At 63.6% G+C, this 22,801-nt stretch carries 26 protein-coding genes; 19 read left to right on the top strand and 7 right to left on the bottom strand.

The genetic code is table 11. The annotated features are described in order from the left end of the window. The first annotated feature begins 45 nt into the window (after window positions 1-45). The 8 genes from AAHS21_RS07400 (at window position 46) to AAHS21_RS07365 (ending at window position 9,556) form a co-directional block, all read left to right on the top strand. A complete protein-coding gene (locus tag AAHS21_RS07400) occupies window positions 46-864 on the top strand; it encodes an ABC transporter permease (RefSeq protein ID WP_342927017.1) in 819 nt (272 codons plus the stop codon). 10 nt (window positions 865-874) lie between these two features. After that, entirely contained in the window at window positions 875-1,720 is an 846-nt protein-coding gene (locus tag AAHS21_RS07395; protein WP_342927016.1) for an ABC transporter permease, read from the top strand. Between the two features lie 133 nt (window positions 1,721-1,853). Next, window positions 1,854-3,008 (top strand): MCE family protein, encoded by a 1,155-nt coding sequence (locus AAHS21_RS07390; protein ID WP_342927114.1) that lies wholly within the window; start codon window positions 1,854-1,856, stop codon window positions 3,006-3,008. Further along, window positions 3,005-4,027 (top strand): MCE family protein, encoded by a 1,023-nt coding sequence (locus AAHS21_RS07385; protein ID WP_342927015.1) that lies wholly within the window; start codon window positions 3,005-3,007, stop codon window positions 4,025-4,027. Before AAHS21_RS07390 ends, AAHS21_RS07385 begins: the two co-directional genes overlap by 4 nt. Further along, a complete protein-coding gene (locus AAHS21_RS07380) occupies window positions 4,027-5,145 on the top strand; it encodes an MCE family protein (RefSeq protein ID WP_342927014.1) in 1,119 nt (372 codons plus the stop codon). Before AAHS21_RS07385 ends, AAHS21_RS07380 begins: the two co-directional genes overlap by 1 nt. Then, window positions 5,142-6,560 carry an MCE family protein gene (locus AAHS21_RS07375; protein WP_342927013.1) on the top strand — a complete coding sequence of 473 codons (1,419 nt, stop codon included), beginning with the start codon at window positions 5,142-5,144 and terminating at the stop codon, window positions 6,558-6,560. Before AAHS21_RS07380 ends, AAHS21_RS07375 begins: the two co-directional genes overlap by 4 nt. Further along, a complete protein-coding gene (locus tag AAHS21_RS07370; RefSeq protein ID WP_342927012.1) occupies window positions 6,557-7,816 on the top strand; it encodes an MCE family protein in 1,260 nt (419 codons plus the stop codon). Before AAHS21_RS07375 ends, AAHS21_RS07370 begins: the two co-directional genes overlap by 4 nt. After that, window positions 7,817-9,556: an MCE family protein gene (locus tag AAHS21_RS07365; RefSeq protein ID WP_342927011.1), complete on the top strand. Its 1,740-nt coding sequence runs from the start codon at window positions 7,817-7,819 to the stop codon at window positions 9,554-9,556. A 51-nt stretch (window positions 9,557-9,607) separates the two neighbouring features. On the opposite strand, the gene AAHS21_RS07360 is transcribed toward AAHS21_RS07365, so the two are convergent. From AAHS21_RS07360 to AAHS21_RS07350, 3 genes are all read right to left on the bottom strand, one after another. Continuing rightward, on the bottom strand, window positions 9,608-10,129 hold the full coding sequence (locus AAHS21_RS07360; protein WP_342927010.1) for a hypothetical protein: 522 nt from the start codon (window positions 10,127-10,129) through the stop codon (window positions 9,608-9,610). A gap of 80 nt (window positions 10,130-10,209) precedes the next feature. Continuing rightward, complete coding sequence (locus tag AAHS21_RS07355) at window positions 10,210-10,815, bottom strand: hypothetical protein (protein WP_342927009.1); 606 nt, start codon at window positions 10,813-10,815, stop codon at window positions 10,210-10,212. Next, entirely contained in the window at window positions 10,812-11,555 is a 744-nt protein-coding gene (locus AAHS21_RS07350) for a hypothetical protein (protein WP_342927008.1), read from the bottom strand. The genes AAHS21_RS07355 and AAHS21_RS07350 overlap by 4 nt, the downstream gene beginning before the upstream one ends. Window positions 11,556-11,767: 212 nt before the next feature. On the opposite strand from AAHS21_RS07350, the gene AAHS21_RS07345 reads away from it, so the two are divergent. Beyond that, window positions 11,768-12,157, top strand: a complete 390-nt coding sequence (locus tag AAHS21_RS07345; RefSeq protein WP_342927007.1) for a hypothetical protein — start codon at window positions 11,768-11,770, stop codon at window positions 12,155-12,157. A gap of 2 nt (window positions 12,158-12,159) precedes the next feature. On the opposite strand, the gene AAHS21_RS07340 is transcribed toward AAHS21_RS07345, so the two are convergent. Continuing rightward, window positions 12,160-12,762 carry a TetR/AcrR family transcriptional regulator gene (locus tag AAHS21_RS07340; protein ID WP_342927006.1) on the bottom strand — a complete coding sequence of 201 codons (603 nt, stop codon included), beginning with the start codon at window positions 12,760-12,762 and terminating at the stop codon, window positions 12,160-12,162. A gap of 105 nt (window positions 12,763-12,867) precedes the next feature. On the opposite strand from AAHS21_RS07340, the gene AAHS21_RS07335 reads away from it, so the two are divergent. From AAHS21_RS07335 to AAHS21_RS07320, 4 genes are all read left to right on the top strand, one after another. Next, the gene (locus AAHS21_RS07335) at window positions 12,868-13,644 is read left to right on the top strand and encodes a hypothetical protein (RefSeq protein ID WP_342927005.1); all 777 of its coding nucleotides are present in this window, start codon (window positions 12,868-12,870) and stop codon (window positions 13,642-13,644) included. Beyond that, window positions 13,641-14,456, top strand: a complete 816-nt coding sequence (locus AAHS21_RS07330; protein WP_342927004.1) for a hypothetical protein — start codon at window positions 13,641-13,643, stop codon at window positions 14,454-14,456. Before AAHS21_RS07335 ends, AAHS21_RS07330 begins: the two co-directional genes overlap by 4 nt. Before the next feature lie 65 nt (window positions 14,457-14,521). Then, window positions 14,522-15,052, top strand: a complete 531-nt coding sequence (locus tag AAHS21_RS07325) for a cytochrome c oxidase subunit 3 (RefSeq protein ID WP_342927113.1) — start codon at window positions 14,522-14,524, stop codon at window positions 15,050-15,052. Beyond that, window positions 15,049-15,345 carry a cytochrome C oxidase subunit IV family protein gene (locus AAHS21_RS07320; RefSeq protein WP_342927003.1) on the top strand — a complete coding sequence of 99 codons (297 nt, stop codon included), beginning with the start codon at window positions 15,049-15,051 and terminating at the stop codon, window positions 15,343-15,345. Before AAHS21_RS07325 ends, AAHS21_RS07320 begins: the two co-directional genes overlap by 4 nt. 17 nt (window positions 15,346-15,362) lie before the next feature. On the opposite strand, the gene AAHS21_RS07315 is transcribed toward AAHS21_RS07320, so the two are convergent. Next, window positions 15,363-16,658 carry a cytochrome P450 gene (locus tag AAHS21_RS07315; RefSeq protein ID WP_342927002.1) on the bottom strand — a complete coding sequence of 432 codons (1,296 nt, stop codon included), beginning with the start codon at window positions 16,656-16,658 and terminating at the stop codon, window positions 15,363-15,365. A gap of 182 nt (window positions 16,659-16,840) precedes the next feature. On the opposite strand from AAHS21_RS07315, the gene AAHS21_RS07310 reads away from it, so the two are divergent. Continuing rightward, window positions 16,841-17,548 (top strand): helix-turn-helix domain-containing protein, encoded by a 708-nt coding sequence (locus AAHS21_RS07310; protein WP_342927001.1) that lies wholly within the window; start codon window positions 16,841-16,843, stop codon window positions 17,546-17,548. On the opposite strand, the gene AAHS21_RS07305 is transcribed toward AAHS21_RS07310, so the two are convergent. After that, window positions 17,464-17,841: a hypothetical protein gene (locus tag AAHS21_RS07305; protein ID WP_342927112.1), complete on the bottom strand. Its 378-nt coding sequence runs from the start codon at window positions 17,839-17,841 to the stop codon at window positions 17,464-17,466. The genes AAHS21_RS07310 and AAHS21_RS07305 overlap by 85 nt on opposite strands. A 68-nt stretch (window positions 17,842-17,909) precedes the next feature. Further along, entirely contained in the window at window positions 17,910-18,656 is a 747-nt protein-coding gene (locus AAHS21_RS07300; RefSeq protein WP_342927000.1) for an enoyl-CoA hydratase/isomerase family protein, read from the bottom strand. A 109-nt stretch (window positions 18,657-18,765) separates the two neighbouring features. On the opposite strand from AAHS21_RS07300, the gene AAHS21_RS07295 reads away from it, so the two are divergent. The 5 genes from AAHS21_RS07295 (at window position 18,766) to AAHS21_RS07275 (ending at window position 22,800) form a co-directional block, all read left to right on the top strand. Then, the gene (locus AAHS21_RS07295; protein WP_342926999.1) at window positions 18,766-19,188 is read left to right on the top strand and encodes a lipoprotein LpqH; all 423 of its coding nucleotides are present in this window, start codon (window positions 18,766-18,768) and stop codon (window positions 19,186-19,188) included. 90 nt (window positions 19,189-19,278) lie between these two features. Further along, window positions 19,279-20,469, top strand: coding sequence for an amidohydrolase family protein (locus AAHS21_RS07290; RefSeq protein WP_096290031.1), 1,191 nt, complete (start codon window positions 19,279-19,281; stop codon window positions 20,467-20,469). A gap of 114 nt (window positions 20,470-20,583) precedes the next feature. Then, window positions 20,584-21,987, top strand: a complete 1,404-nt coding sequence (locus tag AAHS21_RS07285; protein ID WP_342926998.1) for a FadD3 family acyl-CoA ligase — start codon at window positions 20,584-20,586, stop codon at window positions 21,985-21,987. Then, window positions 21,984-22,607: a fatty-acid--CoA ligase gene (locus AAHS21_RS07280; protein ID WP_342926997.1), complete on the top strand. Its 624-nt coding sequence runs from the start codon at window positions 21,984-21,986 to the stop codon at window positions 22,605-22,607. Before AAHS21_RS07285 ends, AAHS21_RS07280 begins: the two co-directional genes overlap by 4 nt. A gap of 16 nt (window positions 22,608-22,623) precedes the next feature. After that, complete coding sequence (locus tag AAHS21_RS07275; protein ID WP_342926996.1) at window positions 22,624-22,800, top strand: (2Fe-2S)-binding protein; 177 nt, start codon at window positions 22,624-22,626, stop codon at window positions 22,798-22,800. Window position 22,801 lies beyond the last annotated feature (1 nt).

Genomic DNA, 22,801 nt, shown 5'->3' with positions numbered 1-22,801 from the left:
ACAACAAGACTGTCGGTCTCGTAGCGTGGGAAGGGACTGACGCGGATGGCGACCAAGGGCGCTGACCACTGGTCAACGGGATTGCCTGCGCTGAAACTCAAGTGGGACTTATCGGGTCCCATGCAGGCGGTCGGCGCGTTGTTCGCGATGTCGGCCGACGCGGTGAAGTTCGCGTTCCGCCGGCCCTTCCAGTGGCGGGAGTTCTTGGAGCAGTCGTGGTTTGTCGCGCGGGTGTCGCTGGCACCGACCTTGCTGGTCGCGATCCCGTTTACCGTCCTCGTCAGCTTCACGCTCAACATCCTGTTGCGTGAACTGGGAGCGGCGGATCTCTCCGGTGCGGGTGCGGCGTTCGGCGCTGTCACTCAGCTCGGTCCGTTGGTCACGGTGTTGATCGTGGCGGGCGCGGGTGCCACGGCAATGTGTGCGGACCTGGGGTCGCGAACAATCCGCGAAGAAATCGACGCGATGGAAGTGCTGGGCATCAACCCGATTCAGCGCTTGGTCACCCCGCGCATGCTGGCGTCGGGGCTGGTGGCGTTTCTGCTCAACAGCCTCGTTGTCATCATCGGCGTCCTTGGCGGCTATGTGTTTTCGGTATTCGTCCAAGACGTCAATCCCGGCGCTTTCGCCGCGGGTATCACGTTGCTCACCGGCGTGCCCGAGGTGGTCATCTCATGCGTCAAGGCAGCCCTTTTCGGCCTCATCGCCGGCCTGGTCGCCTGCTATCGGGGTCTGTCGATCACCGGCGGTGGCGCGAAGGCCGTTGGCAACGCGGTGAACGAAACGGTGGTCTATGCCTTCATGTCCCTGTTCGTCGTCAACGTGGTTGTCACCGCGATCGGCATCAAGATGACGGCGAAGTAGGGGCCCGCCGATGGCACTGAGGGCTGCATATCCGCGATTGGCCCGCCAATTCGAGAAGCCGGTCGCCTCGCTGAGCCGGGTCGGCGACCACACCCTGTTTTACGGGAAGGCGCTCGCCGGGGTGCCGTTCGCGGCCACCCACTACCGGCGCGAAGTCATCCGACTGATTGCCGAGATCAGCATGGGCGCGGGCACTTTGGCGATGATCGGCGGGACCGTCGTGATCGTTGGCTTCCTGACGCTGGCGGCGGGCGGCACGCTGGCCATTCAGGGGTACACGTCGCTCGGCAATATCGGCATCGAGGCACTGACCGGCTTTCTGTCCGCATTTATCAATGTGCGCATCGCGGCACCGGTGGTCGCCGGCATCGGTCTCGCGGCCACCTTCGGTGCCGGGGTGACCGCGCAGCTGGGTGCCATGCGGATCAACGAAGAAATCGATGCGTTGGAAGCCATGGCCATTCGGCCGATCGCCTATCTGGTGAGCACCCGGATCATGGCGGGAATGATGGCGATCACGCCGCTGTACAGCGTCGCCGTGATCCTGTCGTTCGTAGCCAGCCAGTTCACCACGACGTTCTTGCTCGGACAGTCGCAGGGTCTGTACCAGCACTACTTCAACACGTTCCTGAACCCGATCGACCTGTTGTGGTCGTTCCTGCAGGCCATCTTGATGGCGCTCACCATCCTGCTGATCCACACCTACTACGGCTATTTCGCTTCCGGGGGCCCGGCCGGTGTCGGCAACGCGACCGGTAACGCGGTACGCACCTCGCTCATCGTCGTGGTATCCGTAACGCTGTTGGTCTCACTGTCTATTTACGGTGCGAATGGCAATTTCAACCTGTCCGGTTAGGAGGTAGACGTTGACAGACACATTCGGACCCGGCCCCATAGACCGGTCTGAAGCGGCCAGTAGCGCGTCTCCTGTCGCGGCGTCTCCTGGGCGTCACTTCGGTGCCCAGTCCTACGCGCGCCCGCTCGCGGGCCTGGCCACCGTGGTCGTCGTCGCCGTCATTTTTGCCTTCGCAGTGGGTCTGTTCCGGGGCTCCTTCACGGAATCCGTACCGGTGACCGTGATTTCGCAGCGCGCCGGCCTGGTTATGAACCCGGACGCCAAGGTCAAGATGCGCGGCGTGCAGGTGGGCAAGGTCGCCTCGATCGAATCGCTGCCCAACGGCCAGGCAGCTATTCACTTGGCGATGGATCCGTCGCAGTTGCACTTCATTCCCAGCAATGTGCTGGTCGACATCGCGTCGTCAACCGTGTTCGGCGCCAAGTCTGTCCTGTTGGTGGAACCTGCTCAACCCTCCACGCAGCGGCTACACAGCGGCCAGACGCTGCAGGGCCAGCACGTCATGGTCGAAATCAACACGGTGTTCCAGCAATTGGTGTCGGTGCTGTCCCAGATCGACCCGCCGAAGCTCAACGAATCACTGGGCGCACTGGCCCAAGCGTTCAGTGGCCGCGGCGCAAAGCTCGGCCAGGCCCTGAGCGACTTGGATTCATTTCTGGCAAGGCTGGAGCCGAGCCTTCCCGCATTCCGTCACGACTTCGCGGTCTTACCGGCGGTGTCCAACGCGTATGCCGACGCCGCACCGGACCTGGTGCGGACCGTGTCCAACACGAACCGGATCAGCAAGACGATTGTCGAGGAGCAGCACAACCTGGATGCGTTGCTGATCAGCGCGATCGGCTTGGCCGACATCGGAAACGACGTGTTGTCGGCCAACCGGCAGCCGCTGACGGATGTGATGCACCTGCTGGTACCGACCACAGATCTGCTCAACGAGTACGGCCCGGCACTCACGTGCTCCTTCGGCGGGCTCATCCAGATTGGACATGGTGCACCGTTGTCGGAGCCGAGCATCAACATCTCGGCCAGCCTTACGTTGGGCGCCGAACGTTATCGGTATCCGACGAACCTGCCCAAGGTTGCCGCGACGGGCGGCCCGCAGTGCGTGGGTCTGCCGAAGCTGCCGTTCAATACGAACCCGCCGCAGTTGATCGCCGATACCGGTGCCAACCCCGTCGGGTACGGAAACCAGCAGACGCTGCTCAACTCCGACCTGCTCAAACAGCTGTTGTACGGGCCGATCGCCGGTCCACCCCGCAACCCGGCTCAGATCGGACAACCCGGATGAGAATGCGCCCCACGCTGATCCGGTTCGGGATCTTCGCGGTCGTGATGTCAATCCTGACCGCTTTCCTGTTCTTCATCTTCGGTCAGTACCGGACCGGTTCGACGAACGGGTATTCAGCGGTGTTCACCGACGTCTCGCGTCTCAAGCCGGGGCAGTCGGTGCGGGTTGCCGGGATCCGGGTAGGCACGGTCAATAGCGTTTCGCTGCAACCGGATAAGAAAGTTGTGGTGAAGTTCGACGCCGACCGCAACATCGTCCTCACCGAGGGCACCAGGGCGGCGGTCCGCTACCTCAACCTGGTGGGCGATCGCTACCTCGAGCTCATCGACGGTCCCGGCTCGCCCAAGCTGCTGGCCGCCGGCGGCCAGATTCCCGTCAACCGCACCCAGCCGGCGCTTGACCTCGATCTGCTGCTGGGCGGACTGAAACCCGTTACCCAAGGCCTGAATGCGCGCGACGTCAACGCGCTGACCTCGGCACTGTTGCAGGTCTTCCAGGGCCAAGGCGGGACCCTCGAGTCGCTGTTCGCCAAGACGACATCGTTCTCAAACGCCTTGGCGGACAACGATCAAACTGTGCAGCAGCTGATCGACAACCTCAACATCGTGGTCGGTACGGTCTCCAAGGACGGAAAACAGTTCTCCGGCGCGGTCGATCGCCTCGAACAGCTGATCAGTGGGCTCTCGGATGACCGCAACACCATCGGGACCGCCGTTGACGCCCTGGACAGGGGAACCGCCTCACTGGCCAGTCTGCTGTCCAGCGCGCGGCCGCCGCTGTCGGGCACCATCGCGGAGTTGAATCGGCTGGCTCCGATACTCGATGGCGACAAGGACCGCCTCGACGCCGCGATCCAGAAGGCGCCGAACAACTACCGCAAGCTGGTCCGACTCGGCGTGGCCGGCGCCACGATCCCGTACTACCTGTGCCAGTTAGAACTGCGCGGGACGGATCTTCAGGGCAAAACGGTGCACGCCAACGTCTTTAGATCTGAAGCGGGAAGGTGCACGGAACCCTAATGCTTAAGTATCGCGGAGGTGGCCGGGTAAAGGCCGGATTCATCGGCGTCGTGTTAGCGGTGCTGGTGATCCTGGTGGGCCTGTCGCCCGACCGGTTCATTTCATGGGCGACGATGGTCCGCTACCAGGCGCTATTTTCGGAAGCCGGCGGGATTGCGGTGGGCAACCCCGTCATCGTGTCGGGGATGAAAGTCGGCACGGTGTCGGATGTGTCGCTGCAGCACGGCGATGCTCTGGTGACGTTCACGACGAAGGGCGACGTCCTGCTCGGGTCGGAGACCACCGCGCATATCCGCACCGGCTCGCTGCTGGGCGAGCGGATGCTGACATTGGAGTCCGCCGGCAGCGGCACGATGCACCCGCTGACCGTCATTCCCGTCTCGCGCACGTCCTCGCCGTATTCGTTGACCGAAGCGGTGAGTGACTTGACTTCGGACACCGCGGGAACCAACACCACCGCGCTCAATCAGTCGCTGGACACGCTGTCGGCGACACTCGACCAGCTCGCACCCCAGATGGGGCCGGCCTTCGACGCACTCACCCGGCTATCGCGCACCCTGAACAGTCGCAACAAGAACTTGAGCGAGCTGTTCAAGAGTGCCGCCGATGTCACCAACGTTCTTTCCGAACGTAGCCAGCAGGTCAACAAGCTCATCCTCAACTCCGACTCGTTGCTGCAAGTGCTGGTGGCGCGCCGACAGGAGATCGTGGACTTGCTGGCCAACACGTCGGTGGTCGCCAAGCAGCTGACGGCGTTGGTGCACGACAACGAAGCCACCTTGGCACCGACGCTCGAGAGGCTGAACAGGGTGCTCGGGGTACTGGAGAAAAACCGCGACAACATCGGAAAAGCGCTGCCGGGGCTGGCCAAATTCCAGATCACGGTCGGTGAGGGCATCTCCAGCATGTACGCATACTCGGCCTTCGTACCGAACTTCCTTGCGCCGCAAATCTTCCAACCGTTCTTCGACTATCTCTGGGGCTTCCGCACCTTCGATACTTCAAAGGGTCCCGGCTTCCCTTCGCCGGTGCCTCGGTCGCTGGTTCCCTTCCCGTACAACGCAATTCCGATGTGCCCCGGCTGCACCTTGGGCGGGCGGGTCGGTGGATCGCAATGACCATTCCGCGCAGAAGGCTGGCGACCATCGCGGCGGTCGCCCTGGTCGTGCTGATCGTTGCCGGCGCTGCCGTGCTCGTCCGCAGTATGTTCTTCGGGCAGAAGACGATTACCGCCTATTTCACCACCGCCACCGCGATCTACCCCCACGACGAGGTGCGGGTATCCGGTGTCAAAGTCGGTAACATCGAATCCATTACGCCGCAGGGCACTCAGGCCAAGATGACCTTGAAGGTCGATCGCGGCGTGTCCATTCCGGCCGATGCGAAGGCGGTCATCGTCGCCCCAAACCTGGTGGCCTCCCGCTACGTCCAGCTCACACCGGCCTACCGCGATCGCGGGCCGGTCATGTCCGATGGTGCGGTGATACCGGTCGACCGGACCGCTGTCCCGGTCGAGTGGGACGAGGTCAAAACCCAGTTGATGCGGCTGGCAACGGATTTGGGACCCAAGAGTGGGGTATCGGGCACGTCGGTGGGCCGGTTCATCGACAGTGCCGCCAACGCTCTCGACGGTAACGGCGACAAGCTGCGGCAGACGCTCGGTCAGTTGTCAGGGGTCGCCCGGATCCTCGCCAACGGCAGCGGCAACATCGTCGACATCATCAAGAACCTGCAGACCTTCGTCGGGGCGCTGCGGGACAGCAACATTCAGATCGTGCAGTTCAACGATCGCCTGGCCACGCTGACCAGCGTGGTCAACGACAGCAAGTCCGATCTGGATGCGGCGCTGACAGATCTGTCGACCGCGGTCGGCGAGGTCCAGCGATTCATCGCCGGGACTCGCAACCAGACCAGCGAGCAGATCGCCAGGCTGGCCGACGTCACACAGAACTTGGTTGATCACCACATGGCCCTGGAGAACATTTTGCACGGCGCGCCGAATTCGCTCGGCAACTTCTTCAACGACTACAACGCCGACACCGGAACCATTGTTGGCGGATTCGGATTGATGAACTTCGCGAATCCCACGTGGGGCGGTCAGGTTCTGCTGTCGGCCCCGGGCTGCGACCAGATTGGTGCCATCGAGAACGTCACCGCGGTCGAATCGGGCAAGCTGTGCGCCCTGTTCCTCGGTCCGGGATTGCGACTGCTCAACTTCAACAATTCGCCACTGCCCATCAACTTCATTCTGCAGAAGTCCATGGACCCGTCCAAGATTCTCTACACCGAACCGCGCCTGGCGCCCGGCGGCGAGGGCCCGAAACCCGGACAGCCCGAGATCCCGCCCGCGGTGTCGGCCTACACCGGCCTGCCGGGTGATCCGGTGGGGCCGCCGGGAGCGGTGCCACCGGAGCGGATACCGGGTGCGGCGATGCCCCTGCCGCCGCCACCGTCGACACCAATGCCGCCGCCGCCACCACCGGCGTCGAATCTGTCGGACATGCTGCTGCCAGCCGAAGGGCCACAACAATGATCGCGCGGATTGCGGTGCGACGGGTGCTTGTCGTCGGTTGTTGTGTGGCGTTGTCGGTGTCGGGATGTGCCTTCCATGGCCTGAATTCGTTGCCGTTGCCCGGTGCGGTCGGGCGTGGGCCGGGGGCCAACGTTTATCACGTCGAGTTGCCGAATGTTGGCACGATGGAGTCGAATTCGCCGGTGATGGTCGACGACGTGGTCGTGGGCAGTGTCGGTGAGATGCGGGTGCAGGGTTGGCATGCCGACGTCGAGATCTCGGTCAAGCGCGATGTGGTGGTCCCGGCCAATGTGGTGGCCACCGTGGGGCAGACCAGTCTGCTGGGTTCGATGCATGTGGAGCTCAATACGCCGCTGGGCCAGCAGGGAACGGGTCGGCTGCAGCCGGGCGCGACGATTCCGTTGAGCCGGTCGACGGCGTATCCGTCGACCGAGCAGACGTTGTCGTCGCTGGGCGCGGTGGTCAACGGCGGCGGGCTGGGGCAGATCGGGGAGGTTATTCACAACTTCTCGGCCGCGCTGTCCGGGCACGAGGGTGCGGCACGTGATCTGCTGACACGGCTGGACACCTTTGTGGGGACGCTGGATGAGCAGCGCGACAACATTGTTGAGTCGATTCAGGCACTGAACCGGCTGTCGGGCACCTTCGCCGCGCAGCGGGACGTGTTGACCGAGGCGCTGCACAAGATTCCGCCCGCCCTTGATGTGTTGATCAAGGAGCGCCCGCGGCTGACTGAGGCATTAGATCACTTGCGGGTGTTCAGCAACACGGCCTCCCGGTTGGTCAACGACGCACAAGACGATCTGGTCAAGAACCTCAAAAACCTGGAACCGGCCATCAAAGCGCTCGCCGACGTCGGACCCGAGTTCGGCATGGCGATCGCGGCGGGTTTCGTGTTCCCGTTCACGCAGAACTTCGTCGACCGCGCGGTCCGCGGCGACTACTTCAACCTGCACGTCGACCTTGACCTGTCGATTCCACGGCTCAAGAAGGGGTTGCTGCTGGGGACCCACTGGGGCCAGCTGGACATGCCGGTGCCACCGGAGCCCGGGGACCCCTATCGCATGAATTACACCCTCGATCCGTTGCACGACCCCGTGCGGCCGCCGTGGGTCGATCCCAATGCGCTGCCGCTGCCCGCGCCGCCGCCGGGATGGGGTCCCCTGCCCGGACCGCCGCCGGCACAAACGCCCGATGCGAGTCTTGGCCAAACGCCGCCGCTGCCCGGCCCGGCACCGACGGGAGGTGGCGGATAGATGCTGACGCGCTTCGTTCGGCTCCAGCTGTGGATCTTCACGATCGTCGGGACCCTCGGCGTGATCGCGATGGTCCTGTTCTACATCCAAGCACCGACCCTGCTGGGCATCGGCCGGATGACGGTGACGCTGGAGCTGCCGGCTACCGGCGGCCTCTACCAGTTTTCGAACGTGACCTACCGCGGGGTCCAGATGGGCAAGGTCACCTCGGTGGGCCTGACGCCAACCGGCGCGAAAGCGACGCTGTCGCTTAACACTTCACCCAAGGTCCCCGCGGACCTGACGGCGGAGGTGCTCAGCGTCTCCGCGGTGGGTGAGCAGTATGTGGACCTACGGCCCAAAACTGATTCGGGGCCGTACCTGCACGACGGCTCGGTTATCGCCGCGCGCGACACGACGATTCCGCAGGCGGTCGGGCCGATGCTCGAGCAGCTCAATGCCTTGGTCGGCAGCATCCCGAAGACCAAACTCGGACAGTTGCTCGACGAGACCTTCCAGGGCTTCAACGGTTCCGGTTACGACCTGGGCTCACTGATCGATTCGTCAGAGACACTGTCCCGTGACTCCAACAGCGTCGTCGATCGCACCAAGGCCCTCACCGAAGACACTGGGCCGCTGCTGGATACGCAGGCACAGACCACCGATTCGATCAGGACATGGGCACGTAGCATCGCAGGAATCTCGGATGTGTTGGCGAACAACGATTCCCACTTCCGCACCATCCTGCGAAACGGTCCCGACGCTGCTAACGAAGCGTCCGCGCTCCTCGACCAAATCAAACCGACGCTGCCGGTGCTGCTGGCCAACCTGACCACCATCGGGCAGATCGGCGTCACCTACCACCCTTCGATCGAGCAGCTACTGGTGTTGCTGCCGTCGGCGGTTGCTATCGAGCAGGCCGCTACCGGCGAAAACCATCCCGACGGTAAGGCCGTGGGCGACTTCGCCCTAACGATCGACGACCCGCCGATTTGCACGGTCGGTTTCATGCCGCCCAACACCTGGCGATCGCCGGACGACCTCAGCGACATCGACACCCCGGACGGGTTGTATTGCAAGCTTCCGCAGGATTCACCGATGGCGGTCCGCGGCGCGCGCAACTATCCCTGCATGGGGCACCCGGGTAAGCGCGCGCCGACCGTCGAAATCTGCAACAGCGACAAGCCTTTCATGCCGCTGGCGATGCGCCAGCACACTCTCGGCCCCTATCCGTTGGATCCGAATCTGCTCTCCCAGGGTGTGCCGCCCGACGACCGGATCACCGGCGACAGCAGGATCTTCGCCCCGGTGCAGGGAACGCCGTTGCCGCCGGGAGCGGTGCCGCGCGGTACACCCGCGGGCCCGCGGGGAGAAAATCCACCATCGGGCACGGTAGGAGCGGCTGTACCTCCGGTGCCGTCGTCGGGGCCGGCGCTCAGACCCATCTCGCCGATGTCGGCGGACCTCCCGACCTTCGCGCCACTCGATGTTCCGGCACCGGGTGAGCTTCCGGCAACGCCGCCGCCACCACCGGCACCACCCGCGGCCCCCGCGCCACCGGATCAGGCCGACGGTGGGCAGCCCCAGGCCGCGCCAAGTGCGTTCGGAGGCAAGGGATCTAAGCCCGCGCCGTCGATCGTGGTGGCAAAGTACGACCCGCGCACTGGTCGTTACGTCGGTCCGGACGGGAAGTTGTACGAGCAGTCGGATCTCGCGCCCGCGAAAGCGCCCAAGACGTGGAAGGACATGCTTCCCACCTGAGGCCGGCAGAGGTGGACCGGGCTGGGTGGCGGTGGGGCTACGAGCGCCCGGTCAGGAGACTTGATCCAGGCGTAACGGCATCATGATATCGAGCCACTGGTTCTGCCCGCAGGCACCGCTTGGCCCGACCGTCTTGTCCTTGCCGGACAAGGTCCGCGATCCGATTTGAAATCCGCCGTTCTCGTTTACCGGGAAGAAAGAGAAGGTCTGCTGTCCGGGGAACGCGGTACCGTCTTCGCACCGCTCCCAATTCGGCACTTCGCGTCTCGCCTTCCACACCTGCCCATCATTGAGATAGAGGGGTGCGGTCCATCCCTGGTCGCTGCGCACCGTCCCGTGGCATTCCTGGAATGTGTCGCAAGTCGAGCTGATCGTCCATGTTTGGTAGACCGTCGGCTCGCCGAAGTATTGATCGTTTCGCTGGGCCCAATCGCCGATGGACGTAACGTGATACGTCCCATTGATGGCCACTTCTTCCTTCGTTGTCGCCTGGGCCGTGGCGGCAGTGCCCAAGCCGCCAAATATGGTGGTGGCCACCAGCGTTGCGGTGGTGAGTGTGTTAGCAGAACGCATCAGGTGCTCCTAGAAGCGCATAATTCTCGAGCGTTGACGTTACACCGTTTCGGCCGGCCAGGTAACGGTTAGGATCGCACTCACCCGACCGGCTCGAATTTCGCGATCAGCCAGGAACCGTTGACCTTTGTCAGCGTGACCACGACAGCGGTTTTGTTCTGTGCGGGATCTTTCTTTTGCATGCTGGCCGTGGTCTGGTCGACGAAAATCAGCACGACCGCCGAATCGGGATGCAATTCCGAAATCGCGGCCCGAACTACCTTGGCCGATGTCGTCAGGTGCCCCTCTTTGGCCGTCGGCCCGACGATATCGCCGGTGAATTTGCTGTAGTAGGCCAAAAACTCGCCGGTGAGATGTGATTTCGCCGTGGAGAAATCCCGATCCAAATGGTCATAGGAATATGTCAAGACTGCCACCGCGCCATCTGACGCCGCCTGGATTGCGCGGTGTGCCGCCGCATCGTCGACCCGCTGATCCGGCCGGTGCACAACGAGGTACACACCGGCCGCCACTCCCACGGTGGCAATGACCAGCGTTGTCCCGATTATCCAACGCCACCTCGCCATCAACCCACGGCCGATCGTTGCCAGCCGGCGCCTGGGAGCCGTTTGGCCGGCGGGCGCAATCTCCGTGTCGTCAGTTGCTGTTTCGGTGCTGCTCGGCGACGAACCATGCTCGACAGTCATGAGAGGTAGTCAATTTTCGACATCTTGAGCTGACCGTGGTCACGGTTCAGGGTGACGCTCAGCCGAAACAAGGCCGGTGGCGGCTTTTCGTTATCCGGCCCCGTGGCATCGGTTTTCGCCGCCACGAGTACGACTCCCGAATTGTCGCTCAACGACTCGACGGCGACAGCTTCGATGGTGACCTTGCTGCCGATCTTTGAGTCCTGGGCCTTTTTGACCATCAGGACCGAGATCGCCGACAGTTGACCGTTGAGGTCGCCCGTCGTGGCATCGATCATCCGCTGGACGTCCGCCTTGGCATGATCGGGGTCAATCGACATCAGCGCCGTGATGCCTTGCCGGGCGGCACCGGCAAACTCCGCGGCGAGCTGGCGATTGTACGCCACGGTGCGGTGCTGCCACAGCATGTAACCGCTCGCACCGGCAGATGCGCAGGCGATCAGGATGCCGACGCCCATTGCTATTGCTTTGCGTGCCGGACGGCGCGGCGACTTTGCGCGGCGCCGCTTGGCATCTGGGGACCGGGCATCGCTTTCTGCTGCCTGCCGCAGCCGTGTGAGGCGGGCCCTGGCTGCCTCGGCGCGCGCTTCAGCCTCGGCAACTTCGTCTTCGGTGTCCGTTTCCGATGCGGCCGCCGGGACCGCAGAGCCGACCGCCGAGCGCGACTGTGGTTCATCGGGATTGGTCATATCCGCCGGGTCACCACAATCGTCGGCGTCGGGGCCGTCCGGATCGTGCACGGAGAGGCAGCTTATCACTTCGGCCTGCGCGCTTGGCCTTCATCGGGCAGCTCCGGTCATGGCTCTTACATGCGGAAATGCACGCGCGTCAGGGAATGGCGCACCGCAGCGTTCGAGGTGCCGGCATGGTCGGCGGTTTTCGCGCAGGCGATCTTCTCCAACCAGGAGAATTTTCTTTTCAGCTGTGGCAAAGTAATTGGGTGCGATTAATCGTGGCCGTATTTGCCGCGTTGCTCGGCGCTGGTGTGCTGGCGGCGCCGCCGTCCTTCGCCGGGCCCACCGTCTGTGACTACCCCGACTGCACGCCGGGCATCATGCCGCATCAGGTCCTCGGGGCGCCGTGTGACAACACCACCTATTACGCCTTCGGTGTCGCGGATGGTTACGTCTCCTTCGCCTCGCAGCCCGGCCGGCTGATGTTCTGCGGTTCGCCGAGGAGATATCAGCCGCGATGGTTCCGGTCACCTCCGATGGCGGGAGTCAAGGAGGAAGGCGCCAACTGCCAGAACTACCAGAACTACGTGGCACAGGCGCCCGATGGCCTATTCCTGATCTGCTTTGCCCACGACGGCATTATGAGCTGGATCCGCGCCGACACGTAGCCTTACTCGGCGGTTTCTCGATGTAGCCCGAGCAGCCGCCTGATCATGTCGGTAAGCCGCTCGAGCAATGTGTCATCGTCGATGTCGGCCAGCAGCGGATGCATGACCGCGGTGCTGATCGCGCCGGAGAACATGGCCGCCTCGATCCGACCGTCCAGGCCGGCATCGCTCAGCAGTCCGGCATACAACCGGTCCATAAAGCGTTGAAACGGCTTGTGTTCGGCCAACAGCCGCACCACAACGGGATCGAACTGCAGCGTGCGCACCAGTCGGCGGTCGCGGACCGCCATTTCAACGACGCTCTCCAGCAGCGCATCCCGCGCTTGCGGTCCATTGCCGTGCGCCTCGGCGGCCTCCAGTGCGGGAAGCAGCCGTCCGAGCTCGCGCTCGGTCACCGCGATCACGATCTGATCCTTGGTCCGAAATTGGTGATACACAGCAGCTTTGGTGATCCCGACGGCATCGGCGATCATCTGCAGCGACGTACCGCTGACGCCGTGCTGCGCGAACAGGTCGAGCGCCGCATCGAGTACCCGCGTCCGGGCAGGGCTGTACTGAACAACTCTCAGCGTTTCGTCGCTGACCGGCTGCCCTGCTGTTCCCACGGGACGAGCCTAGACGACCGGCTATTGACCACAGGCTAGCCGAACGGCTAGCTTCGGTATCAGCCGAGTGTGGCACGGCGATGTCGTGCCGAAGGGAGTCAGGCGATGACAGACATCGGCGGGGGCGATGCGGCAGGTCGGCGAGCGGCGCTGCGGCCGACTGACGGTGAGGTCATTCTGCTGTGGACATTGCCCGTCACGGTGCTGCTGTGGATCGCCGGTTTCCTGCTGTTTCCGGGCTTCAATCCGCCGATGTCACCCTCGATGCCGGCCGAACAAGTTGCCGCGTTCTACCGGGATCCGGCGCACATCCCGCAGATCCGGTACAGCATGATCGTGTTCAACTGGTTCGGCGTGTGCCTCGTCCCGATTCTGGCCTTGATCGTGTTGCAGATTCGCCGAATGGCACATCGGACGCCGATCTTCTCCTACGCGATGCTGGGCTGCGTGGCCGGTGGTCCGACGTTGTTTCTGGTCGCGAACGTCTGCTGGCTGCTGGCCGCATTTCGTCCCGAGCGCAGCCCGGAGCTGACTCAGCTGCTCAACGATTTCGGCTGGATGACCTTCACCATCTTGGTCCCGTTCCTGATCGGCCAGAGTGTGATACTGGCTGTGGCAATCTATTTCGACGCCCAGCCGAAACCTGTATTCCCCCGCTGGGTAGCCCACTTCAACCTTCTGGTTGCCGCCGCGCTGGTGCCCGCCGCCTTTGTCGGAGTGTCACTGTCCGGTCCGCTGGCGTGGGACGGCTTCTTATCGTTCTGGGTGAAAAACGTTGCCATCGCGGCCTGGATCGTCGTGATGGGAGTTGCGTTGGGGCAGGCCATCTATCGCGAGCGTGCCGAGAACCGGGGGCGCCCAGACGAACTGGTCAACGCATGAGTGCGGTGATCACACCGCCGACCTCACCGGCCACGCCCCCTTCCGGCCCGCGGCATCACCGGATCGCCTGGCACCTGCGACACAACCCCAAGCGTGAACTCTGGTTGGCGTGGTGGGTGCTTGTCGTCTTCTACAACCTGTTCTTCCCGGTGTTCTTCATCATCGCGCAGGTTCAGCCGCCACCCGAACCCACCTGGGACCTCGCGACGCAGGTCCACTGGTTCTCCGAGCGCCATCTCGGTATACCCGTTGGGTTCGGCATCATCTTCGCGATCAGCGGCGCGATCGCGACAAACAATGCCCTGATTGCATATTCAATGCGGCGCATGTCGGTCAGTCGCGCGTTCGGTTACTCGTATCTGATCATCTACTCGCTCAGCGCGGTTCCCGGCATGATCCTGCTCAACACCGCGCTGCTCGTCGGGACGTTGCGACCAGAGCGCAACCCGGAATTGATCGGTTGGCTCTACGACTTCGCCTTCTTGTCGTTCGACGGAACGATGGGAGTCTTCCTGATCGGCTCACTGATCTGGATGGTCGCGATCCTGCTCGACCGTAATCGGGTGTTCCCCAAGTGGTTCGGCTATCTCAACCTGTGCAACGCGCTGACCGAGGTTGTCGTCGCCCCCTGCTGGATATTCCGCCGGGGTGTGTTGGCCTGGGACGGCGAGATCGCCTGGTGGCTCGACATGGTCGTGTTCGGCATCTACCAGGTCACCTTCGTCGTCATGCTGTACCGGATGATCCGGCGCGAGGACTTCGGCACCCGGCAGTTGCCGGACTTCCCGCGCCAAAAGGCTGTTGTGCGGTGACCGATTTCGAGACAGACCTCACCGACCAGGACCAACGGGCCCGGTTCGTGCCCGGTCAGCCCGACATGTGGGCCTTCGTGTTGTTCGAGACCTTGGTTTTCACAGGGTATTTCGGCTTCTACCTGTTCTCCCGCGCCCGCAACGCCGAGCTTTTCATACAGGCACAGGCGCACCTGGACCTGCGCATCGGAGTGTTCAACACCCTCGTCTTGCTGCTGAGTTCGTGGTCGGTCGCGCGGTGTGTGCAGTCATCGCGCGCCGGTGAGTACCGGGCGGCGCTGCGAGATGTCTTCATCACGGCCGCATTCGCCGCGGTGTTCCTCTTCTTCAAGGTGTGTGAATGGGCCAGGCTGGTCAATAGCGGAAACGGGTTGGACAGCAACGACTTCTTCACCTACTACTTCTTCCTCACCGGGATTCACTTCGTCCATCTGCTGATCGGCTTCGTCGTCCTGGGTATCATCGTTTACCAACTCCGAAGTGCTCCAACAAGACCGCAGGAGTCCCAGGAACTCATCGAGACCTGCGCAACCTACTGGCACACGGTCGATTTCCTATGGGTGCTCATCTTCGCGCTGCTGTACGTGGTGAGGTGAGCGTGAAATTCAACAAGCGGTTACTGATCGCGTGGGTGATCCTGGCGTTGCTCACGCTCGGCTACCTGTGGATAGACCGCTCGGCAGCGGGGCAGGCCGGTTCGCTGAAGTCCAGCGCGGTGGTGACAGCGAGCGTCATCGTGATCGCACTCATCAAGGTGCGCATCATCTTTCGTGAGTTCATGGAGGTGCGAAGCGCACCCGTGCTGCTGTGCCGACTGACCGACGCCTGGATAGTGCTGATGGCCGTCGCGATGCTCGGCTGCTATTTCGTCGGAATGCGGCTCGCGTAGTACGCGCGAAAAGGGCGTCAGGCCACGGGTGCGACCGCGTCTGCGGTCGTGAACGACAGGTGCAGTTCACTCAAGCCCCGCAGGATGTACGTCGGCTCGTAGCTGTAACGGCGTTCGGCGGCCGGCCCGTGATGGGCTTCGTCGATCTCGATGTGCGGCATCCGGTCCAGGATGCGTTCGATCGAGACCCTGCCCTCCACGCGGGCGAGCGGCCCACCCGGGCAGGAGTGCACACCGCGGGCGAACGCCATGTGCTCGCGAACGTTCTTGCGGCGCAAGTCGAACTCGTGCGGGTTCTCGAACCGGCGCGGATCGCGATTGGCCGCGCCCGGCAGGATCATCACCACGGTGCCGGCCGGGATGTCGACGCCTCCGATGTTGCTGTCGCGCACGGCAAGTCGAGAGTCGCTCTTGACCGGGCTTTCCATGCGCAACGATTCCTCGATGAACGCGGGGATCAGACTGCGGTCTGCACGAATCTGTTGCTGGATGTCGGGCCGGTCGCCCAGGGCTTGCAGGGCGGCACTGAGGAGCTTGGCGGTGGTCTCCTGGCCGGCGGCGAAAAGGAAGGTGGCCGAACGGACCACCTCGATTACCGGCGGGGTGGATCCGTCCGGGTACTTCGCTTCCGCGAGGAAGGTCAACACGTCGCCGCGCGGTTCGCGCCGCCGGTCCTCGATGTAGTCGCAGAACTTCTCGTCGAGCCACTCCAGCGGGTTGATGCCCACCGACTCGTGGTCCAGGGCGCCCACCCGCGCCTCGGGCCGGTCGGCGCCGAGCACGGCGCGGAACTCTTTGTGGTCGTCCTCCGGCACGCCGAGCAGATCGGCGATCACCAACGTGGCGAACGGCTTTGAGTATTCGGCGATGAATTCGCATTCGCCGTTGTGCAGGAACTCGTCGAGCTGACGATCGGCGAGGCGCCACATGAACTCCTCGTTCTGCTTCAGCCGGCTCGGCGTCAACAGCTTGGCCAGCACCGAGCGAGCCTTGGTGTGGTCAGGTGGGTCCATCGTGACCATGTGCTCGTACATCGGAAAATAGCTGCGGTGCTCGTCGATCAGGGGCCTGATGTCGCCACCCTCGGGGGTGAAGGGCAGCGGGGGGAACGGTCCGCCGAGGGCGACGATGTTGGAGAACGTCTCCGGGTCTTTGTAAATCTCGGTGGCTTCCGCGTAACCGGTGACCGCGATGACCCCATGGTGCGGCAACCGCAGCACCGGGTTTTCGTTGCGCAGGTAGTCGAAGTAGGGGTGCGGATCCGGGACCAGAGACTGATCGGTGAAAAAGTCGATCGACTCGTAGTTGCTCATAGATTGCGTCTTTCTGGGCTGGGTCTACCGGTGGTTCGGCGGCATGCAGCACCGCCCCCGCTTTCGGATTCTGCTGAGCACCTGCTTAGCACGGCAGTAATCTCGTGGTCAAGGACACAACGCCGCGCCGCGCTACGATTCCCCTGGTCGGCAGGTGAGCGTGTACAGGACGGAGCAGCGGCATGAGCACGGCCCCCAGGGAGGCCCGCAGGATCGGGGCGCCGGACGCCAAGAACCGCGGCCTGCTGCTCGACGCGGCCGAGCAATTGATGATCGAAGAGGGCTACGCCGCCGTCACCTCGCGGCGCCTCGCGAACAAAGCCGGGCTGAAACCGCAGTTGGTGCACTATTACTTCCGCACCATGGAGGAGTTATTCCTCGAGGTCTTCCGGCGCCGCGGTGAAGAAGCGCTCGAGGCGCACGCAAAGTTGATGCAGTCACCGCAGCCGCTGTGGGCGGTGTGGCGATTCGGCACCGACCCCGCGTTCACCCGCATTTCGATGGAATTCATGGCGCTGGCCAATCACCGCAAGGAGATGCGGGCCGAAATCGCCTACTACGCAGAACGTTTCCGCGAAGAGCAACGGCAAGCGCTGACCACTGCGCTGCAGAAGTACGGCGTGGATGAGATGCCGCCGGTGGTGGTTGCCGTGCTGATGTCCAGCTTGTCCAGATTCCTGGTGCTCGAAAACGCGGTGGGCATTTCCGCCGGTCACGCCGAAACCGTCGAATTAGTCGAAAGTCACCTGCGTCGGCTCGAAGGCGAGCCGCAGCCGATTCCGGGAATACCTGAGGCCTGGGTGGTTCACCAATTGCGCAGCGAGCAGAGCACGCCCTTGAGGCCGTCCTTGGATACGACGACAACGCCATCCACCGCCAGAACACAGTGAAGCCCCGGCGTGCCGGGCTCCGTGCCCGTGCTCGCCACCACCATCGCGTAAGCGTCGGGGTTGGTCATGTCCAGGTCGTAGGTCCACGGCGGCTTGCCCGGGCCGAGGTCGACATCGACGTGCGGCGTGAACGAGTAAGGGTTGTGACTGTAATCGGAGAATCTGTCCGGCTGGTGGTCCAGGTAATAGATGTCGGTGTAGATCGGATTCTCGGCGGTGACGGCGTACTTGACGTGATGCATGACCGGGCCGGCGGCCGGGTCGGCATGGGCGCGTGGCGCGTTCGCGGACAGACCGACCACCAACAAAACTGCCATGGTCATCGCCGATCCGATGCTCAGTAGTCTGTTCACGCTGGTATTCATGTCGTTCCTCCGGCGGCCGGTCGCGGCTTGGCGTTTCGGTTCACTACCCGCTCTGCGGCCTGCCAGTGCGCGTCGGCAACCCACAAACGTGCAAAAGATGCTATCGCCTCATCAGGCGAAACACCGCTGATTACCCGTTTTATCTCGGTGGCCGGCTGGTTGGCCAGGGAGGCGGCAATCGCACGCCAGCCGTCCTCGAACGAGGCGCGCGGCAACACCGCGTCCACCAGCCCGATGCGCTCGGCCTCGGCGGCGTCGACCGTCTTTCCGCTGCCCGCGAGAAGCAGGGCTCTGCTCTTTCCGACGAGGGCGGCCAGTCGCTCGGCACCGCCCCACGCCGGCATGATTTCCAGTGTCACCTGATTGAACGCGATCTTGACATCGCTTGCGGCAACCCGGATATCGGCGGCGACGGCTACTTCGGCGCCACCACCGAAGGCATGCCCGTTGAGTGCGGCGATCACCGGTGCCGGGAAGCTCGCCAGCTGGTCGCAGATGGAGCGCATCCGCTTTGCCATCGCGGTGGCTTCCGCAATGGTGCGCAGCGCGCTGAGCTCCTTGAGATCACCGCCGGACACGAAAGCCTTATCGCCGGCGCCCCTGATCACCAGCGTCCGAGCACCGGCCGCGGCATCGAGCGCCTTCTCCAGCTGGTCCATGGTGTCGAGCGCGATCGCGTTGCGTGCGTGAGGGCGGTCGATGGTGAGCACCGCAAGCCCGTTGTCGAGCTCCAAGTCCAGCATGCGTTAGTTGCTCCTCGGAAGAGGCGTCGATATTGGCATTCTCGTGCGGCGAGAATAACATCATCGCTGCAGGCCGAAGGGGTTTGTACATCGAGGATAGAGGTGGTCCGTGCAGGACAGAATCGTCGTGGCGGCCGCCGCGGTGCTCGCTGTGGCTGGCCTCGGGGCGTGCACGTCGCGACCGGCGACGCAAATCTCCAGCTCGGCCTCGGTGACCGTCAACGGTGATGACGCGAATTTTCACGTCGTGCAGTGCGGTCAAGTGCAATGGACCCGGACGATCGACATCGGCGGCAAGTTCGCCGGAGCCAAGATCATCATCGACGAGGGAGCCCAACCGCCGTCTGCCGAGTCGGTGCGCATCCAAAATCTGGGCGGGTTCACCGGGATGTATGCCCGGGGCGACGGCCCCCGTGCCGACATGAGCATGTCCGGGGACAAGTTCACGATCACCGGCACCGCCAATGGTTTCAAGGCCGACAAGCCGAACGAAGCAGCGTCGGCGACTTTCAAGATCATTGTGACCTGCTAACGCCGCGAGTGGCGATCACCACCGGGGTGCACGTTTGCGGTGCGGACCCATTAGAGAATAGTATTCTCACAAATCGCGAAGGAGGATCTCATGGGCCAGTTGTCCCACAAGGTGGACGTTCCGTTTCCGATCTTTGACGCGGATAACCATCTCTACGAGCCGCCGGAGGCGCTGACCAAGTTCCTGCCCAAGGAGTACAAGGACTACGTCCAGTACGTGCAGATCAACGGTCGCACCAAGATCGCCATCCGCGGCCAGATCAGCAACTACATTCCCAACCCGACCTTCGAGGTCGTCGCCCGGCCGGGCGCCTGGGAGGAGTACTTCAAGTACGGCAACCCGGAGGGCAAGAGCAAGCGTGAGCTGTTCGGCGAGCCGATGCGCGCGATCCCGGCGTTCTTCGAACCCGGCCCACGTCTGGAGACGATGAACGAACTGGGCCTGGACAAGACGCTGATGTTCCCGACCCTGGCCAGCCTGCTGGAGGAGCGGCTGCGCGACGACCCGCTCGCTATTCACGTTCTGGTCCACGCGCTCAACGAGTGGCTGGACGAGGTCTGGGGCTTCAACTACCAGAACCGCATCTTCACCACCCCCGTCATCACTCTGCCGATCGTCGAGAAGGCGATCGAGGAGCTGGAGTGGGCGGTCAAGCGTGGCGCCCGCGCCATCCTGGTTCGCCCGGCGCCGGTCCCGGGCTTCCGTGGTCCGCGGTCATTCGCGGTACCCGAGTTCGACCCGTTCTGGGAGCGGGTCGTCGAGCACGACGTGCTGGTGGGCATGCACTCTTCGGACAGCGGCTACTCCCGGTACACCTCGGAGTGGGACGGCGCCGACCAGGAGATGCTGCCATTCCAGACCAACGCGATGGGCATCCTCAACGAGTGGCGGCCGATCCAGGATTCGGTGGGCTCGTGGGTGATTCACGGCGCACTCTACCGCCACCCCAAGCTGAAGGTCGCGATCGTCGAGGCCGGCTCGAAGTGGATGACCCCGCTGCTGGACGGCCTGGCGGAGGTCTTCCGCAAGGCCCCGGAGGCGTTCCCGAGCGACCCGGTCGAGATGGTCAAGAGCCGGATTCACGTCAGCCCGTTCTTCGAGGACGGCATCGACGATCTGGTCAAACTCGTCGGTGTGGACCAGGTCCTCTACGGTTCGGACTGGCCGCACCCGGAAGGCCTGGCGGAGCCGACCTATTACATCGAGGCGCTGTCGCACCTGAAGCCGGAGGATCAGGCGAAGATCATGGGCGGCAACCTCGGTCGGCTCGTCACGGTGTGACGTCTGGCAGCCGGTCGGCGACGATGCAGAGCGCGAAGCGCGATGAGGTGGGGGCACCGCCCGCTTGCGGGGGAGAGTCGGCCAATCGGGCCTGAGTGGCAGACCATCCCCGAGATGGTCTTGAGTGCGGCGGACCGCTTCGGCGATGCGGAAGCAGTCGTCGACGGTCCGCTGCGCTTCACCTTCACCGAAATCGTCAGCCGAATCCGTTGTGCAGCAGGAGCATTCGCCGAGCTCGGTGTTGACAAGGGTGACCGCGTCGCCGTCTGGGCGCCCAACTCGGCCGAGTGGATCATCGCCGCGTTCGGGTTGCTCACCGCGGGCGGGGTGCTGGTACCGGTCAACACGCGATTCAAGGCCGACGAGGCGGGTGACATCATCGCCCGCAGTAAAGTCAAAGCAGTCCTGGTGCAGAAGGGGTTCCTGGGCCAGGACTACACCGCACCGGCGGGGACGCCGGTCATCGATGTGAAGTCCGACTTCCTTTCCAGCGGTTCGCCGTTCGAGCGGGCGGTGAGCGGCAGCGACATCTCGGACATCATCTTCACCTCGGGCACAACCGGCCGTCCGAAGGGCGCGATGATGAACCATCGTCAGACGCTGCGCATGTATGAGGAGTGGGCGACACTGGCCGATCTGCGCGAGGGCGACCGCTACCTGCAGATCAATCCGTACTTCCACACGTTCGGTCTCAAGGCGGGACTCGTCACGTCCTTCCTGCGCGGCGCCACGATGCTTCCAGTCGCCGTATTCGATGTCGATACCGTGGTGGATCTCATTGCGCGCGAACACATCACGATGCTCCCCGGGCCGCCGACGTTGTATCACTCGCTGCTGACGGTGCAGGACAAGTCCAAACTGTCGACGTTGCGGGCCGGCGTGACGGGCGCCGCGGACATCCCGGTCGAGCTGGTTCGTCGCATCCACGACGAACTGCCGTTTGAAACGCTGATGACCGGTTACGGACTGACCGAGGCCGGCAATGTCACCCTGTCGCTGCCGGGCGATTCCTTCGAGGACGTCGCCACCACCGCCGGTGTGCCCTGCGCCGACGTCGAGGTGCGCATCGCCGACGACGGCGAGGTACTGGTTCGCGGCTACGGCGTCATGCAGGGCTACCTCGACGATCCCGCGGCCACCGCGCAGACGATCGACGAAGACGGCTGGCTGCACACCGGCGATCTCGGCAACCTCGATCCGGCCGGTCGGCTGCGCATCGTCGGCCGCAAGAAAGACATGTTCATCGTCGGTGGCTTCAACGCCTACCCGGCCGAGATCGAGGGCTTCCTGCTCAATCACCCGGCGGTCGCTCAGGCCGCCGTCATCGGCGTGCCCGACGAGCGACTCGGGCAGGTGGGTAAGGCGTTCGTTGTCCCGAACGGGGAGGTGGACGCCGAGCAATTGATCGGTTGGTGTCGCGACCGCATGGCGGGCTTCAAAGTCCCACGCGCGGTACAGTTCGTTGATTCGCTCCCACTCAATGCAACCGGCAAAGTGATGAAGGACCAACTTCGTTGACCGACGGCGATATCCACTCGATGGTGATCGCGTCGGACTACCGGATCCCCGATCCGACGCGGGTGTCGCCCTTCATAGAGCGCAATAAGGCGGCTCTCTCCGAAATCGGCGCACACCACGTACTCGTCTACACCTCAACGCACGACTACGGTCGCGTGCTGGTCATGATCGGGGTGCACAGCCGCGAGCCGATCGTGGAGCTGCTTCGCTCACGCGTCTTCTTCGACTGGTTCGATGAGGCCGGTATCGAGGACATTCCAGCCGTTTTCGCCGGTGAGATCATCGATAGGTTTATCCCGACGCCGCAGTCGAATCCGTCGGCGCCCGGCGTCGTGGTCGCCGCCATTGCGTCGGTCGACGATGTGGCGATGCTGACCGCCGAAGTCGGCTCGGCGCTGGGCAGGTTCGCTGCGGCCGGCATCCGAAAGACCTGGGTATTTCAGGCTTTCGACGATGACCACGAGGTGCTGATCCTACAGGAGTTCGCCGACGAGCAGAGCGCGCGCGAGTGGATCGAGCACCCGGACGCCGCCGCCCAGTGGCTGTCCGGGGCGGGGGTGGGGGCCTATCCGCCGCTGTTCGTTGGCCAGATGCTCGACATCATGCGTATCGAGGCTTGAGTGAGCGGACCACTCGGTGTTCGTATGTCTTTGTAACGGGGTCACCAGTCAAACTGTGTCCGAGTGCGTCGCGGCCGGGGCATCGACGACGAACGCAGTCGCACACGCGTGCGGTGCGGGCGCCGACTGCGGCCGCTGCCGCCGTACCGTTGCGGCCATTCTGAAATCGTCGAAGGCGGGCCGGAGAGGCTAGA

The organism is Mycobacterium sp. 050272, assembly GCF_039023525.1.
Taxonomy (GTDB): domain Bacteria; phylum Actinomycetota; class Actinomycetes; order Mycobacteriales; family Mycobacteriaceae; genus Mycobacterium.
This window is presented reverse-complemented; position numbering and strand designations above follow the sequence as displayed.

Coding starts and splice junctions, on each gene's coding strand:
- AAHS21_RS07400 (WP_342927017.1), top strand. CDS start 46: ATGGCGACCAAGGGCGCTGACCACTGGTCAACGGGATTGCCTGCGCTG.
- AAHS21_RS07395 (WP_342927016.1), top strand. CDS start 875: ATGGCACTGAGGGCTGCATATCCGCGATTGGCCCGCCAATTCGAGAAG.
- AAHS21_RS07385 (WP_342927015.1), top strand. CDS start 3,005: ATGAGAATGCGCCCCACGCTGATCCGGTTCGGGATCTTCGCGGTCGTG.
- AAHS21_RS07380 (WP_342927014.1), top strand. CDS start 4,027: ATGCTTAAGTATCGCGGAGGTGGCCGGGTAAAGGCCGGATTCATCGGC.
- AAHS21_RS07375 (WP_342927013.1), top strand. CDS start 5,142: ATGACCATTCCGCGCAGAAGGCTGGCGACCATCGCGGCGGTCGCCCTG.
- AAHS21_RS07370 (WP_342927012.1), top strand. CDS start 6,557: ATGATCGCGCGGATTGCGGTGCGACGGGTGCTTGTCGTCGGTTGTTGT.
- AAHS21_RS07365 (WP_342927011.1), top strand. CDS start 7,817: ATGCTGACGCGCTTCGTTCGGCTCCAGCTGTGGATCTTCACGATCGTC.
- AAHS21_RS07360 (WP_342927010.1), bottom strand. CDS start 10,129: ATGCGTTCTGCTAACACACTCACCACCGCAACGCTGGTGGCCACCACC.
- AAHS21_RS07355 (WP_342927009.1), bottom strand. CDS start 10,815: ATGACTGTCGAGCATGGTTCGTCGCCGAGCAGCACCGAAACAGCAACT.
- AAHS21_RS07335 (WP_342927005.1), top strand. CDS start 12,868: ATGACAGACATCGGCGGGGGCGATGCGGCAGGTCGGCGAGCGGCGCTG.
- AAHS21_RS07330 (WP_342927004.1), top strand. CDS start 13,641: ATGAGTGCGGTGATCACACCGCCGACCTCACCGGCCACGCCCCCTTCC.
- AAHS21_RS07325 (WP_342927113.1), top strand. CDS start 14,522: ATGTGGGCCTTCGTGTTGTTCGAGACCTTGGTTTTCACAGGGTATTTC.
- AAHS21_RS07315 (WP_342927002.1), bottom strand. CDS start 16,658: ATGAGCAACTACGAGTCGATCGACTTTTTCACCGATCAGTCTCTGGTC.
- AAHS21_RS07310 (WP_342927001.1), top strand. CDS start 16,841: ATGAGCACGGCCCCCAGGGAGGCCCGCAGGATCGGGGCGCCGGACGCC.
- AAHS21_RS07300 (WP_342927000.1), bottom strand. CDS start 18,656: ATGCTGGACTTGGAGCTCGACAACGGGCTTGCGGTGCTCACCATCGAC.
- AAHS21_RS07290 (WP_096290031.1), top strand. CDS start 19,279: ATGGGCCAGTTGTCCCACAAGGTGGACGTTCCGTTTCCGATCTTTGAC.
- AAHS21_RS07285 (WP_342926998.1), top strand. CDS start 20,584: ATGGTCTTGAGTGCGGCGGACCGCTTCGGCGATGCGGAAGCAGTCGTC.